General features: G+C 69.8%; 11 protein-coding genes. 2 read left to right on the top strand and 9 right to left on the bottom strand.

Going from position 1 to position 13,503, the window contains the following annotated elements; all coding sequences use genetic code 11:
• Positions 1–2: 2 nt before the first annotated feature.
• The gene (locus tag ACIBAE_RS02350; protein WP_399281877.1) at positions 3–512 is read right to left on the bottom strand and encodes a hypothetical protein; all 510 of its coding nucleotides are present in this window, start codon (positions 510–512) and stop codon (positions 3–5) included.
• A gap of 224 nt (positions 513–736) precedes the next feature.
• Between ACIBAE_RS02350 and ACIBAE_RS02345 the strand changes: the two genes are divergently transcribed.
• Positions 737–1,354 carry a YceI family protein gene (locus ACIBAE_RS02345; RefSeq protein WP_399281876.1) on the top strand — a complete coding sequence of 206 codons (618 nt, stop codon included), beginning with the start codon at positions 737–739 and terminating at the stop codon, positions 1,352–1,354.
• A gap of 96 nt (positions 1,355–1,450) precedes the next feature.
• Here ACIBAE_RS02345 and ACIBAE_RS02340 read toward each other — a convergent pair whose 3' ends face one another.
• From ACIBAE_RS02340 to ACIBAE_RS02305, 8 genes are all read right to left on the bottom strand, one after another.
• Positions 1,451–2,545, bottom strand: coding sequence for a hypothetical protein (locus ACIBAE_RS02340; RefSeq protein WP_399281875.1), 1,095 nt, complete (start codon positions 2,543–2,545; stop codon positions 1,451–1,453).
• 130 nt (positions 2,546–2,675) lie between these two features.
• Entirely contained in the window at positions 2,676–4,115 is a 1,440-nt protein-coding gene (locus ACIBAE_RS02335; protein ID WP_399281874.1) for a GH1 family beta-glucosidase, read from the bottom strand.
• A gap of 93 nt (positions 4,116–4,208) precedes the next feature.
• Positions 4,209–5,201 carry an ABC transporter ATP-binding protein gene (locus ACIBAE_RS02330; RefSeq protein WP_399281873.1) on the bottom strand — a complete coding sequence of 331 codons (993 nt, stop codon included), beginning with the start codon at positions 5,199–5,201 and terminating at the stop codon, positions 4,209–4,211.
• A complete protein-coding gene (locus tag ACIBAE_RS02325) occupies positions 5,198–6,277 on the bottom strand; it encodes an ABC transporter permease (RefSeq protein ID WP_399281872.1) in 1,080 nt (359 codons plus the stop codon). The genes ACIBAE_RS02330 and ACIBAE_RS02325 overlap by 4 nt, the downstream gene beginning before the upstream one ends.
• A gap of 3 nt (positions 6,278–6,280) precedes the next feature.
• Positions 6,281–7,261: an ABC transporter permease gene (locus tag ACIBAE_RS02320; protein WP_399281871.1), complete on the bottom strand. Its 981-nt coding sequence runs from the start codon at positions 7,259–7,261 to the stop codon at positions 6,281–6,283.
• Positions 7,258–8,358 (bottom strand): ABC transporter ATP-binding protein, encoded by a 1,101-nt coding sequence (locus tag ACIBAE_RS02315; protein ID WP_399281870.1) that lies wholly within the window; start codon positions 8,356–8,358, stop codon positions 7,258–7,260. The genes ACIBAE_RS02320 and ACIBAE_RS02315 overlap by 4 nt, the downstream gene beginning before the upstream one ends.
• 14 nt (positions 8,359–8,372) lie before the next feature.
• A complete protein-coding gene (locus tag ACIBAE_RS02310; protein WP_399281868.1) occupies positions 8,373–10,043 on the bottom strand; it encodes an ABC transporter substrate-binding protein in 1,671 nt (556 codons plus the stop codon).
• A 170-nt stretch (positions 10,044–10,213) separates the two neighbouring features.
• Positions 10,214–11,191, bottom strand: coding sequence for a LacI family DNA-binding transcriptional regulator (locus ACIBAE_RS02305; RefSeq protein WP_399281867.1), 978 nt, complete (start codon positions 11,189–11,191; stop codon positions 10,214–10,216).
• A gap of 378 nt (positions 11,192–11,569) precedes the next feature.
• Here ACIBAE_RS02305 and ACIBAE_RS02300 point away from each other — a divergent pair, with 378 nt between their 5' ends.
• On the top strand, positions 11,570–13,453 hold the full coding sequence (locus tag ACIBAE_RS02300; RefSeq protein ID WP_399281865.1) for a ricin-type beta-trefoil lectin domain protein: 1,884 nt from the start codon (positions 11,570–11,572) through the stop codon (positions 13,451–13,453).
• Positions 13,454–13,503 lie beyond the last annotated feature (50 nt).

Below are 13,503 nucleotides of genomic sequence, written 5' to 3'. Positions count from 1 at the left end.
GATCAGCAGCCGCCGCAGGTCATGAAGGTCACGTCCCAGTGGCTGCCCTCGTCCGCGTAGAGGTTGCCGGCGGCGGACTGCCACTGCGGGTAGCCGTCACCGCGCAGCCCTATGTAGGTGAAGGTGTTCTTGACGTAGTTCGTGATGCAGGTGTTCTTGCCGAAGTCGAGCTTGTAGCCGTTCCAGTGCGAGTACGTGCCGCTCGCGTGCCCGGTCTCCGTACCGCCGGTGATGTTCAGGGCGCAGCCGGAGGCGCTCTTCAGGGTCTGCGCGCCCTGGGCCGAGGTGAGGTTGAGCTGGTCGAACGAGGTACAGGTCGAGACGTTGCGGTTGGAGCAGCCGCCGGACGAGGACCAGGTGATCCCGGACGAGCTGAACATCGAGGTCGCGGAGGCGTGGCTGAGCTTGGTCGCCGCCTGTGCGTCGGTGGCCGTACTGAGGACACCGACGGCGGGGGCGAAGAGCGCGCCGAGGACCAGGGCGAGCGCGGTGAGTACCGAGCGGATTTTCATGGGGGGATCCCTCCTGCTGAGACCAGAATCGTTGGGGCGATGGAGGCGGTTGTGCAGGTGGAGCAGGGAGATCCTGCCCGATGTCTACGCGCGTCCGCCAGAGGGCATACCGGCCGATTGCGGCTCGGACAAGAGAGGATTCGCGCATATTGTTGAACGTTGAACGAGGATGGTTTACAGTCGATATCGTTCAAGCTTCAACCAAACTTTCCACGGGAGATTTCATGGCCCTCTTCGGCCGCAAGAACAACGCCCAGGTCACCACCGCCACCGGCGAGGTGAACCCGGCGCTGGCCGCGCTGACCGGCGAGTACACCACCGACCCCACCCACACCAGCCTCAGCTTCACCGTCCGTCACGCGATGGTCACCAACGTCCGGGGCACCTTCGGCGAGGTCGAGGGCTTCCTCCAGCTGGACGGCTCGAACCCCTCGGCCTCCTCGGCCTCCTTCGATGTCTCGATGACCAGCATCGACACCGGCGTGGCCGACCGTGACGGCCACCTGCGCAGCGCCGACTTCTTCGACGTCGAGCAGTTCCCGAAGATGACCTTCCGCTCCACCGCCATCGAGCCGGTCGACGACGAGACCTACCGCGTCACCGGCGACCTCACGATCAAGGACGTCACCAAGCCGTTCACCGTCGACCTGGAGTTCACGGGCTCCGCGACCGACCCGTTCGGCAACCAGCGTGTCGGCTTCGAGGGCAGCACGACCATCCTGCGCGCCGACTGGGGCCTGACCTGGAACGCGGCGCTGGAGACCGGCGGCGTTCTGGTCAGCGACAAGGTCAAGCTGAACTTCGACGTCTCCGCGATCAAGAAGGCCCCCGAAGCCGCCTGATCCGGCGACCGCCGTGGTGACGGGACCGACGATGGGGGAACGGGCGGGGACGGTACGGGCGGGGACGGGCGGGGCGGGGCAGAGGACCGGCCGGGTCTAGAACCCGCCCCCGCCGTCGAACCCGCCCCCGTCGAAGCCTCCGCCGGAATCCCCGCCCCCGCCGGAATCCCCGCCCCCGCCGAACCCGCCCCCGTCGAAGCCTCCGCCGCCGAAGCTTCCGCCGCCGAAGTCACCCGGGTCGTGATCGCCCCCCGGTGAATCCCCGGCGGAGTGGTCACCGCCCGCATCGTCACCGCCGAAGTCGGCCGCGTACGCGGGGGTCGCCATCATCGAGCCGAGCATCGTGCCCGCGAGCAGCCCGGGCAGCGGGCCGCCGCCGAAGTAGCCGCCGGCCCAGGGACCGTACGCGGGGCCGGCCTCCCAGTACGGGCGCGGTCCCAGCTCGGTCCGCACCGTGCGGGTCATCGGGTCCTCGCCGTCGTGCAGCCTGGCCTCGTCGGCCGCGCAGACCGGGACCGTGCGCGGGACACCTGCGGGCGGGGCCCACCGCGCGTCGGTCATGGACGGGCCGTGGCGCGGGTCGAAGAAGCACGGCGAGCGGCGCTCCGGAAGCGGAGCACCTCTCCTGCGCGCGTCCAGGGCGGCGAGGGAGAACCGGCCGTCCTCCAGCGCCGAGGTCACCCCGCGCACGCCATCGGGCCGCCGGGCGGAGCCCATCAGGGACTTGGCCTTCTCGTACGCGTCCAGGGAGCGTTCGTACTCGGCGCGCATCGCGTCGTCGGCGCCGGCCTCGGCGGGGTGGAAGTCCAGCCGGTCGAGTTCCTCGCCGAAGGCCGTGATGTCCTCGTCGACGACGACCCGCAGCGTGTCCAGCGCCGCGCGCTCGCGCTCGGCCCGCTTGCGGTGGCCCCGGCGCACCGCCGCGTAGGCACCCGCGCCGCCCAGGACGACCACCGAGCCGAGGACGATCAGTACGGTCGAGACGCTGCCCGCGTCATCCGCCCCGTCGACCGGGGCGGTGCCACTGCCCCGGGAGGCGGCACGCGGATCCACGTACCCCGGGCCCTTCTTGAGGGTCTCGGCCACGGTCGCGGGGCCGGTGGCCGCCCGCGCGTCCGGCGCGGTCACGAAGACGGCCGCCGACAAGGCGAGCAGCAGCGCGGACAGTGGGAAAAGCACCCTGGTCCTCATGGGCAGGACGCTACCCGAAGCGGGGCACTCCCGGACAAAAAATGCGGCGGCGCCCGGAATGGCTTTCCGGTCGCCGCCGCACAGCCCGCACGGGGAGGTGTACGGGTAAGGGGTGGTGTGCGCAGTGGTGTTACGGCTTCGCGTCGCGGGTGAGGCGGATCGTGTCGCGGTACCACTTGGCGCTGTCCTTGAGGGTCCTGGCCTGGGTGTCGTAGTCGACCCGGACGATGCCGAAGCGCTTGTCGTAGCCGTACGCCCACTCGAAGTTGTCCATCAGGGACCAGGCGAAGTAGCCGCGTACGTCGGCTCCTTGGGCGCGCGCCTCGGTGACGGCCGCGATGTGGTCGGCGAGATAGGCGGTGCGGTCGGCGTCCGGGACCGAGCCGTCGGCGGCGACGGTGTCATCGAACGCGGCGCCGTTCTCGGTGATGACCGTCGGCACGCCGTACTCCTCCTGGAGGCGCAGCAGCAGGTCGGTGAGTTCGGTGGGGGTGATCTCCCAGTCCATGGCCGTTCGGGGGAGGTCGCGCGGGACGGCCCGGGTGACGGGCAGCCCGTCGGCGTCCACCGGTGAGCCCTCTTCGGTGACCCCGGAGAAGAGGGTGCCCCGGTAAAAATTGACGCCGAGGACGTCGAGCGGCGCGGAGATGATCTCCAGGTCGCCGTCGCGTACCGGGATCTCGACGTCCCGCAGCGCCAGGTCGGCGAGGACGTCCTCGGGGTAGCGGCCGTGGACGAGCGGGTCGAGGTAGAGCCGCCGGCCCAGGCCGTCGGCGCGGCGGCAGGCCTCGGCGTCCGCGGCGCCGGCGGTCTCCGGGGTGGCGGTGCCGAGGTTGAGGGTGATGCCGAGTTCGAGGGGGTTGGCGCCGGCCGCCTCGCGGATGCGCCGGGAGGCGAGGCCGTGGCCGAGGAGGAGGTGGTGGACGGCGTGGATGGCCTCGCCGAAGTTCCGCCGGCCGGGGGCGTGGACGCCGATGTCGTACCCGAGCATGGCCGAGCACCAGGGCTCGTTGAGGGTCGTCCAGTGCTCGACCCGGTCGCCGAGTGCTTCGTAGGCGAGCATCGCGTAGTCGGCGAACCGGTAGGCGGTGTCGCGGGCCGGCCAGCCGCCCGCGTCCTCCAGCTCCTGCGGGAGGTCCCAGTGGTAGAGGGTGATCCAGGGGGTGATGTCCTTCCCGCGCAACTCGTCGATCAGCCGCTTGTAGAAGTCCAGGCCCTTGGCGTTGGCGGGGCCGCTGCCGCCGGGCTGGATGCGCGGCCAGGCGAGCGAGAAGCGGTAGGTGTCGACGCCGAGCCCGGCGATCAGCGCCACGTCCTCGGGCATCCGGTGGTAGTGGTCGCACGCCACATCACCGTGCTCGCCGCCGGTGACCGCGCCCGGGACCCGGCAGAAGGTGTCCCAGATCGAGGGGGTCCTGCCGTCCTCGGCAGCCGCGCCCTCGATCTGGTAGGCGGAGGTGGCGACGCCCCAGCGGAAGTCCGCGGGCAGGCCGGGGACCGCCACGGCGGGGCGGGCGGCGGCGGCCTGGCCGGCGGTGGTGGGGGTGGTGGGGGTGGGGGTGGTGTCCATGGGGCTCCTGAGTCAGAAGGAACACACGAAGTGCGCGGGAACGGCCCGAATCGGCGCGGAATCGGCGCGGCATGGGCGCGGAATCGGCGCGGGTCAGGCCGGGTGGTGCAGCCAGCAGGCCACCGACCGGGTGGTGTCGCCGGCCCGGCCGGCCAGCACCGGGACCTCGCCGGAGCACGGCGCGAACGCCTTGCCGCAGCGCGGATGGAACGCGCACCCCGCCGGCATCGCGGTCAGGTGCGGTGGCGAGCCCGGGATGCCGGTCAGTTCGCGGCGCGGACCGTGCAGGGCCGGGAAGGAGTGCAGCAGTCCTTCGCTGTACGGATGGCGGGGGTCCCGGTAGATCTCGGCGGCGCCGGCCTCCTCGACGATCCGGCCGCCGTACATGATCGCGATCCGGTCGGAGAACTCGATCAGCAGCGAGATGTCGTGCGTGATGAAGACGACCGAGAAGCCCAGCTCCTCGCGGAGTCTGACCAGTTGCCGTAGGATCTGACGCTGCATCACCACATCGAGCGCGGTGGTCGGTTCGTCCATGATGACGACCTCGGGCTCCAGTGCGAGAGCCATCGCGATCATCACCCGCTGGCGCATGCCGCCGGAGAGCTGGTGCGGATACGCGACCAGCCGGTCCCGGGAGATCCCGACCAGCGAGAGCAGCTCCTCGGCCCGCGCGGTGCGCTCGGCGCCCTTCATCCGGGGCCGGTGGGCCCGCAGGACATCGGTGAGCTGGCTGTGGACGGTGTGCACCGGGTTGAGGGAGTTCATCGCGCCCTGGAAGACGATCGACAGTTCCTGCCAGCGGAAGGCCCGCAGCTGCTCGGCGGTGAGCCCCAGCAGATCCACCGGTTCCCCGTCGTGCGGGTGGTAGTGGACGTCTCCCCCGGTGATCACCCCGGGCGGGGAGAGCAGCCGGGTCACGGCGTAGGCGAGCGTGGACTTGCCGGAGCCCGACTCGCCCGCGAGGCCGAGGACTTCGCCCCGGTGCAGGGTCAGATCGATGTCCCGCAGGGCGTGCACGGCGCCGCTTCCGGTGCCGTAGTCGACGTGCAGGCCGCTGATGGTGAGGACGGGGCGGCCGGTCATGCGCGCGGCTCCTTGTCGTGCGTCGGGGCATCGGCGTGCGTGGGGGCACCGGCGTGCGTCGGGGCACCTGCCTGTTGACGGGCACCGGTGTGCTCGTCGGAGCCGGGCGGCCGGTCCGCGGGTGCGGTGCGCACCACCGGTGTGAAGCCGACCCGCATCCTGACCTTGCGGGAGGCGCCCGTCCCGGTGCGCAGCCGTGGGTTGATGAATTCGTCGATGCCGAAGTTGATGAGCGAGAGGGCCGCGCCGAGCAGGGCGATGCAGAGCCCGGCGGGGACGAACCACCACCACGCGCCCTGCGCCAGGGCCTGATTCGACTGGGCCCAGAAGAGCACCGTCCCCCAGTTCCACTGGGAGATGTCGGCGACGCCCGTGAAGGCGAGGGTGATCTCCAGCAGGACGGCGAAGATGACGGTGCCGACGAAACCGGACGCGATCACGGCGGTCAGGTTGGGCATGATCTCGAAGCAGATGATCCGCCAGGTGGGTTCGCCGGTGGCCCGGGCCGCCTCCACGTAGTCGCGGCGGCGCAAGGAGAGCGTCTGGGCGCGCAGCACCCGGGCACCCCACGCCCATGAGGTGAAGGCGATGACGCAGGCGATCAGCAGATCCCCGGCGTCCGCGACGAAGCTGGCGATGATGATGATCAGGGGCAGCGCGGGGATGACCAGGAAGATGTTGGAGAGCGCCGAGAGCAGTTCGTCGGCGGCGCCGCCCAGGAAGCCGGCGCTGACGCCGATCAGCACGGACAGCACCGTCGCGAAGATTCCGGCGACGAAGCCGACGACGAGGACGCCCCGGGTCCCGATGAGGATCTGCGAGAGCACGTCCTGACCGGTCTGGGTGGTCCCGAACCAGTGCGCTGCGGAGGGCGACCGGAGGATGGCGTCGCTCATCTTGTCGGGGTCGTACGGCGCGATCCAGGGCCCGATGACCGCGATCAGGGCGAAGAATCCGAGGATCGCGAGGCCGGTGACGGTCTTACCGCCGCGCAGGAAGCGCAGCCTGGTCCGCCGGCCGGGCGCGGGCGTTTCGGCCACGTCGAGTACGGCGACTTCGGCAGCGGTGACGGCCATGGCTCAGGCCTCCCTTCGGGTACGGGGGTCGAGCAGCAGGTAGACCATGTCGGCCAGCAGGTTCGCGGCGAGCACCGACAACGTGATGATCAGGAAGACGCCCTGCATCAGCGGATAGTCCTTGGCGCCGACGGCCTGGAAGAGCTGGTAGCCGATGCCGGGATAGGAGAAGACCATCTCGACCAGCAGGGTGCCGCCGACGATGAAGCCGAGGGACAGGGCGAAGCCGGAGATGTTGGGGAGGATCGCGTTCCTGGCGGCGTACGAGAACATCACGCGCCGCTCCGAGAGCCCCTTGGCCTGGGCGACCATCACGTAGTCCTCGGAGGAGACGGTCACCATCATGTTGCGCATGCCGAGGATCCAGCCGGCGACGGCGCTCAGCACGATCGTCACGCCCGGCAGGACGGCGTGGTAGAGCGCGCTGGAGATGAACGGCACGTCGAAGGCGGGCACCAGCGAGCTGTCGTAGCCCCCGGCGGCCGGGAAGAAGGGCCACTTCACGGCGAAGAGCGCGATGGCGATCAGGCCGAGCCAGAAGTACGGGATCGACGAGATGAAGGTGGTGACGGGCAGCAGTCCGTCCAGCCAGGAACCGCGCCGCCAGCCGCTGTAGACGCCGATGCCGGTGCCGAGCAGGAAGCTGATCAGGGTGGTGGTGCCGACGAGGGCCAGCGTCCAGGGCAGTGACTGGGAGATCACCTCGGCCACCGGGGTGGGGAAGAAGGTGAAGCTCAGCCCGAGGTCGCCCTGGAGGAGGTGCGACCAGTAGTCGGTGTACTGCTGCCAGAGCGAGCGTTCCTTGTCGAGGCCGAAGAGGGCCTTGAGGGAGGTGACCGCGTGGCTGTCGAGCTGGCCCTGGAAGCGGGAGATCAGCGACTGGACGGGGTCGCCGGGCATCAGCCGGGGGATCAGGAAGTTGATGGTGATCGCGGCCCACGCGGTGACGGCGTAGAAGGCGAGCCGCTGGAGTACGTACTTCACCGTGCGGTCACCTCCTCGGCGGCGCTCACCGGGCGGTCCGCGTACAGCCAGCAGGCGGCCCACTGGCCGCCGTCCAGCGCGAAGCGCGGCGGCAGCTCGGTGCGGCAGCGCTCCATCGCCCGGGGGCAGCGGGGGTGGAAGCGGCAGCCTCCGGGCGGGGTGATGAGCGAGGGCGGTTCTCCGCCGCCCCGGTCCTCCCGCGCCTCCTCCCGCGCCTCCTCGTCCTCCTCACCCTCGGCGCCCTCCGGTCCCTCGGCCACGATCCGGTCGGGGTCCGGCGCGGAGGCGATGAGCAGCTGGGTGTAGGGGTGGGCGGGGCGCTGGGTGACGGTCTCACTGTCCCCGCCCTCGACGATCCGGCCCGCGTACATCACCAGCGTCGTGTCCGCGAAGTACCGTGCGGAGGCGATGTCGTGGGTGATGTAGAGGATCGCGAGCCGCAGGCGTTCCTTGAGGTCGCGCAGGAGGTTGAGGACACCGAGCCGGATGGAGACGTCGAGCATCGAGACCGGCTCGTCGGCCAGCAGCACCTGCGGATCGGCTCCCAGCGCGCGGGCGATGGCGACGCGCTGGCGCTGCCCGCCGGACAGCTCGTGCGGGAACTTGTCCAGGTACTGCCCCGGCGGGGTCAGCTGGACGCGCTCCAGCAGCTCCGCCGTCTCCGCCTCGGTGGCCCGCTTGCCGTGGATCTTCAGCGAGCGGGTGAGGTGGTAGCGCACGGTGTGGACGGGGTTGAGCGAGGCGAACGGGTCCTGGAAGATCAGCTGGACCTGTCGGACGTACGAGCGGAAGGACCGGCCACGCCCGGCCTTGACCGGTCTGCCTCCGAGCCGTATCTCCCCTCCGGTGAGCGGATACAGCTGCGCGAGCAGCCGGGCGACGGTGGATTTCCCCGAGCCCGACTCCCCCACCAGCGCGGTGACCGTGCCCCGCCGCAGCAGCAGCGAGACGTCGTCGACGGCGTGGACGGTACGGCGCCGGCGGGCGAGCAGATCGGCGCCGGTCCGCTTGACGGGGAAGTGCTTGGTGACGCCGCGCGCTTCGAGGACGACGGCGGGGTCGTGCTCGGGGGCGTCCTGCGTGTCCTGGATGGTCATGGCCGGTCCCGTCATCACTTGGCGGGCTTGAGGTGCAGCACGATGTCCACCGCGTTGGGCTGGGTGGGCTGCGGGGCGGCGTACGGGTCGGCCTCGGTGGGCCAGCCGACCCAGTTCTTCGTGGAGTACTCCGCTCCGATCGGGGCCGCCGACGTCGGGACCATCGGCACCTGCTCGACCATGATCTTCTGGAGGGCGTTCATGGCCGTGGTGCGGGTGGCGTCCTCCGTGGCGTTCGCGTACTCCTTGAGCGCCGCGGTCGCCTCGGGGCTGTCGAACCGGCCGAAGTTGCCGAGCGGGGCGCTCTTGCCGATGGGCTGGAGCAGCGCGCCGTCCATGATGTTCTGGTACATGTCGTACGGCGTGGGGCCGCTGTTGGTCCAGTGGAGTACGGCGTCGAAGTTGCCGTTGGAGACGTCGGAGGTCCAGGCGTCCGCGGTCTGGGTCCTGACCTTCGCCTCGATACCGAGCTGCTTGACGTTGTCCTTGATGATCGAGAGTCCGGTGATGTAGTCGTTCCAGCCGGACGGGTCGGTGAGGGTGAGCGTCACGGGCTTGCCCGAGGGGTCCTTGAGCACCCCGCCGGCGAGTGTGAAACCGGCGTCGGCGAGGACCTTCTTCGCGCCCGCGACATCGGGTTCGGTGGTGGCGCCCTTGTACTCGGGGGCCAGGAACGGGTCACCGGCGGGCAGCGGGAGGCCGGTCGGGCTGGTGATCTCCGGGTAGAGCGTGGCCTCGGCCTGGACGTAGATGGATTTCCGGTCGATGACCATGGCCATGGCCTTGCGCAGCGACGCGTTGCTCAGCGCGCCCTTGGTGGTGTTGAACCAGAGGCCGTGGATGCCGAGTCCGGACGGGAACCACAGCTTGTTGTTCTTGGGGTCCTTGGCGATGTACAGCTGCTTGTAGTTCGGCAGGAAGACGAAGGACCACTCGGACTTGCCGCTCGCGAGGGCGGTGGTCTGCGCGCTGTTGTCGTTGTACGAGGTGTAGCGGAGCTCCTTCACCTGCGTCTTGCCCTTCCAGTAGGAGGGCGTCGCGGTGAGGGTGGTGGTCTGCGGGGTGAACGTCTTGAGCTGGTACGGCCCCGAGCCGACCGGGGTGCGGTTGGGCCAGGTCGCCGGGTCCTTCACGGTCTCCCAGATGTGCTTCGGCACCACGAAGGTGTTGGCGATCTTGTTCTGGTTGACGAACTGCGATTCCTTGAAGGTCAGGACGACCTTGTCGCCCTGCGCCTCGATGCCGTCGTACGCGATGCCGTTGCCGTTGAGCGCCGGGAACTTCTTGAGGAGGCCGAAGGTGTAGGCCGCGTCCTCGGCCGTGAGCGGCTTCCCGTCGGACCACTTGGCCTTGGAGTCGATGGTGAAGGTGACCTTCGTGAAGTTCGCCTCCCAGTTCCAGGCGCTGGCCAGCCAGGGCTTGCCCTTCTCGCTGGGCCGCACCGGGTTGGTCATCACCAGCGGCTCGTAGATCATGAAGCGGTAGCCGAGCGAGGCACCCGCGGACGTTCCCAGGAACGGGTTGCTGTTGTTGGTCTGCGGGCCGTTCGGCATACCGACGGTCAGGACGCCCGAGGCGCCACCCGCCGACCGGTTGGCGTCCGAGTTGGCCGAGGAACATCCGGCGGCGAGCGCTGCCACGACGGTGGCGGCGGCCAGCGCCCGGAGCTTGCGGGGTGCGGACATGGCGACTCCTGGAAGGACGGAAAAGGGCAGGGTGAAGCACGGTGCGGCGGTGCGGCGGTGGTGCTGGGCCACGGTGCTGGGCAGCGTCGGTGGTGCTGAGCTGTGGTGCTGGGCTGTGATGCTGAGCGGCTGTGGTGCTGAGCGGCGTTACGGTGGCGGCTTCGGCGGAGTTACGGAGCCGACTGCCGCACGACGAGTTCGGTGGGCAGCACGGCGGGTTCGTCCGTTCCGGACATCCCGCCGAGGTGCTGGAGGAGCATCCGCGCCGCCCTCTCGCCCATCTGCCGCGCGGGCTGGTGCACGGTGGTCAGCGGCGGCTCGGTGTGCCGGGCCATCGGGATGTTGTCGAACCCGACCACCGAGATGTCGTCGGGGACGGTCCGTCCCGCGGCGCGCAGGGCCCGCAGCGCGCCGGCCGCGCTGATGTCGTTGTGCGCGAACACCGCGTCGAACCGGGCGCCGCCCGCGAGAAGTCGCTCGACCGCGAGACGTCCGGAGCGTTCGGTGAAGTCCCCCGTCACGACCCGGTCGGTGGGCAGGACCTCACGGAAGCCCCGGAGCCGGTCACGCACACACCCGAAGTGGGCGGGGCCCGTGATGACCAGGGGTTTGGTGCGCCCGTCGGCCAGCAGATGGCGGGCGGCGGACGCTCCTCCTTCGTAGTTGGTGGTCACGACGGAGGGAAAGTCCTCGGGGTGGCTGCCCCGGTCGTCGATCAGGACGACCGGCAGGCCCTTGCGGCGCAGACCGATGATGGTGTCGAGGGTGTTCTCCGGTTCCACCACGAGCAGGCCGTCGAAGGCGCGGGCCGAGACCTGGGTGGTGAAGTGCTCGACCGACTCGGCGCCCCGGTTGCAGCTGAAGAGCAGCAGCCCGTAACCGGCGGCCTCGACGGTGTCGACGACACCCTGGAGGACCTCGGCCATCCACGGCCAGCCCAGCGAGGGCACCAGCATGCCGACCGTACGGCTGCTGCCGCGCGCCAGACCGACGGCGCCCGAGCTGGGTACGTAGCCGAGCTGGGCGATCACGGCGCGGACGCGGGCGGCCGTACCCCGGTCGACCTCACCCTTGGTGTTGAGCACCCGGGACACGGTCGTCTTGCTGACGCCGGCCTCGCGGGCGACATCGGCGATCGTGACACGCATCGGGGCCTCCGCGTCGAGGAATGGAACCGGTACCGGAACCGATTCCGGAACCGGTACCGGCGTTGGGCGGTGAGTTAACCGCCGCGCCACACAGCCGTCAATACTTCACGCCGAGATTGGTCCGAACCTTTGTTACGTACCAGGCCGGCCCCAGGTCAGGGACGTTGCGTGTTCGGAAAGTGAATGCGCGACCCCTTGACGGGAGTTCACAACGGCAGTTCACTCACGCCGCACACCGCAATGCGGGACGGCGCCGGCGCACGGATCACTTCGCGCGTCACGCACCGTCGCACACACCACCGCACACGTCATCCCAGGCACCACCGCACGCACCACCGCAGCACCCCCCACCTCACTGCCGAGAAGGGCAGCAGACTTATGTCGAGATCGACTGGCACCGGGCGGCGTCTGACCGGAGTTCTCCTCGCGGGCGCCCTGGCCACCGCCGGACTCACCGGCATTTCGGCCGGTACGGCGCAGGCCGCGGGCGAACAGGTCAACATCTGGCTGACGACCACCGACGACACCGGCGGGCGCCATGTCACCCGCGGTCTCCAGCAGCAGACCCCCGTGAACTTCCAGGCGGGCAGCGGCGGCACCGGCACGAACATCAGCGTCGACGAGGGAACGCGCTACCAGACCTTCACGGGCGGCGGCGCCTCGTTCACGGACACCGCGGCCTGGCTCATGAAGAGCAGCGGGGCGCTCTCCCAGGCGACCCGCGACGACACCATGAAGAAGCTGTTCTCCCCCACCGACGGCATCGGGCTGTCCTTCATCCGCAACCCGATGGGCGCCTCCGACCTGGCCCGCAGCGGCTACACGTTCGACGACATCCCGGCCGGCCAGACGGACACCTCACTGGCCCAGTTCTCCATCGCCCATGACCTGGCGGATGTCCTGCCGCTGACCAAGCAGGCCAAGCAGCTCAATCCGGCACTGTCGACGATGGCCTCGCCGTGGACGGCGCCGGCCTGGATGAAGGACAGCGGGCAGCTCAACGGCGGCTGGCTGAAGGCCGAGGACTACGGAACGTACGCCAACTACTTCGTCAAGTACCTCCAGGCCTACCGTGACCAGGGCATCCCGGTCGACTACGTCTCGGTGCAGAACGAGCCGACGTGCTGCGACGGTTACCCGTCCATGAGCTGGAACGGCTCCGGGCTGGCGTACTTCACCAAGAGTGAGCTGCTGCCGAAGCTCCAGGGCGCCGGCCTGCCCACCAAGGTGCTGGCGCACGACTGGAACTGGGACACGTACGACGCGTACGCGGCGGAGACCGTGAACGACGCGGCCGTGCGCAGCCACCCGAACTTCGGCGGGATCGCCTGGCACGGCTACGGCGGCAACGTGCAGAAGCAGACGGACATCCACAACCAGTATCCGCAGCTGAACGCCTTCGCGACCGAGCACTCCGGCGGCACCTGGATCGCCAATCAGCAGCGCGAGGACATGTCGAACATCATCGACTACACCCGCAACTGGGCGAAGTCGGTGACCAAGTGGTCCCTGGCGGTGGACCAGAACCGGGGCCCGCACAACGGCGGCTGCGGCACCTGCGACGGTCTGATCACGGTGCACAACGGCGACAGCCGCGGCGGCCAGGTCGACTACAACATCGAGTACTACACGATGGGCCACCTGACGAAGTTCGTCCGGCCCGGCGCGGAACGGATCTCGTCCACCGCGAGCGGCACGATCCCGAACGTGGCCTGGCGCAACACGGACGGGTCGAAGGCGCTGATCGCGTACAACGACGGCTCCGGCGCCCAGACGCTGCGGGTCAACTGGGGTGGCCAGAACTTCAGTTACTCGCTGCCCGGCAAGACCTCGGCCACCTTCACCTGGTCCGGTACGCAGTCCGGCAGCGGCTCCGGCACCACGGGCGTCTTCACCGGCCTGGCCGGCAAGTGCCTGGACGTGGCGAACGGCTCCAGCGCCAACGGGGCGGCGGTCCAGCTCTACGACTGCAACGGCACGACGGCCCAGCGCTGGACGGTCGGCACGGACTCCACGGTCAGGACGCTCGGCAAGTGCCTGGACGTGACATCGGCGTCGACGGCGAACGGCGCCAAGGTCCAGTTGTACGACTGCAACGGCAGCGGCGCCCAGCAGTGGACGTACAACGCCTCGACCGGTGACGTCGTCAACGTGGCGGCGAACAAGTGCCTGGACGTGACCGACAATTCCCCGGCGAACGGCGCCCGCGCGCAGATCTGGAGCTGCACCGGGGCCGCCAACCAGAAGTGGCACCTGCAGTGACGCGAGTGACGAGGCAGTGACCTCGGCGTGATGCCACCGTGTACCCACCC

This window comes from Streptomyces sp. NPDC051569 (genome assembly GCF_044454085.1).
In the GTDB taxonomy this organism is placed as follows: Bacteria; Actinomycetota; Actinomycetes; order Streptomycetales; family Streptomycetaceae; genus Streptomyces.
The sequence above is the reverse complement of the archived record's forward strand: the minus strand, read 5'-3'. Positions and strand labels throughout refer to the sequence as shown.

Bases quoted from the DNA above. Each gene is read 5' to 3' on its own strand.
- ACIBAE_RS02345 (WP_399281876.1), top strand. From the start codon at position 737: ATGGCCCTCTTCGGCCGCAAGAACAACGCCCAGGTCACCACCGCCACC.
- ACIBAE_RS02300 (WP_399281865.1), top strand. From the start codon at position 11,570: ATGTCGAGATCGACTGGCACCGGGCGGCGTCTGACCGGAGTTCTCCTC.
- ACIBAE_RS02330 (WP_399281873.1), bottom strand. From the start codon at position 5,201: ATGACCGGCCGCCCCGTCCTCACCATCAGCGGCCTGCACGTCGACTAC.
- ACIBAE_RS02315 (WP_399281870.1), bottom strand. From the start codon at position 8,358: ATGACCATCCAGGACACGCAGGACGCCCCCGAGCACGACCCCGCCGTC.
- ACIBAE_RS02340 (WP_399281875.1), bottom strand. From the start codon at position 2,545: ATGAGGACCAGGGTGCTTTTCCCACTGTCCGCGCTGCTGCTCGCCTTG.
- ACIBAE_RS02350 (WP_399281877.1), bottom strand. From the start codon at position 512: ATGAAAATCCGCTCGGTACTCACCGCGCTCGCCCTGGTCCTCGGCGCG.
- ACIBAE_RS02335 (WP_399281874.1), bottom strand. From the start codon at position 4,115: ATGGACACCACCCCCACCCCCACCACCCCCACCACCGCCGGCCAGGCC.
- ACIBAE_RS02325 (WP_399281872.1), bottom strand. From the start codon at position 6,277: ATGGCCGTCACCGCTGCCGAAGTCGCCGTACTCGACGTGGCCGAAACG.
- ACIBAE_RS02310 (WP_399281868.1), bottom strand. From the start codon at position 10,043: ATGTCCGCACCCCGCAAGCTCCGGGCGCTGGCCGCCGCCACCGTCGTG.
- ACIBAE_RS02305 (WP_399281867.1), bottom strand. From the start codon at position 11,191: ATGCGTGTCACGATCGCCGATGTCGCCCGCGAGGCCGGCGTCAGCAAG.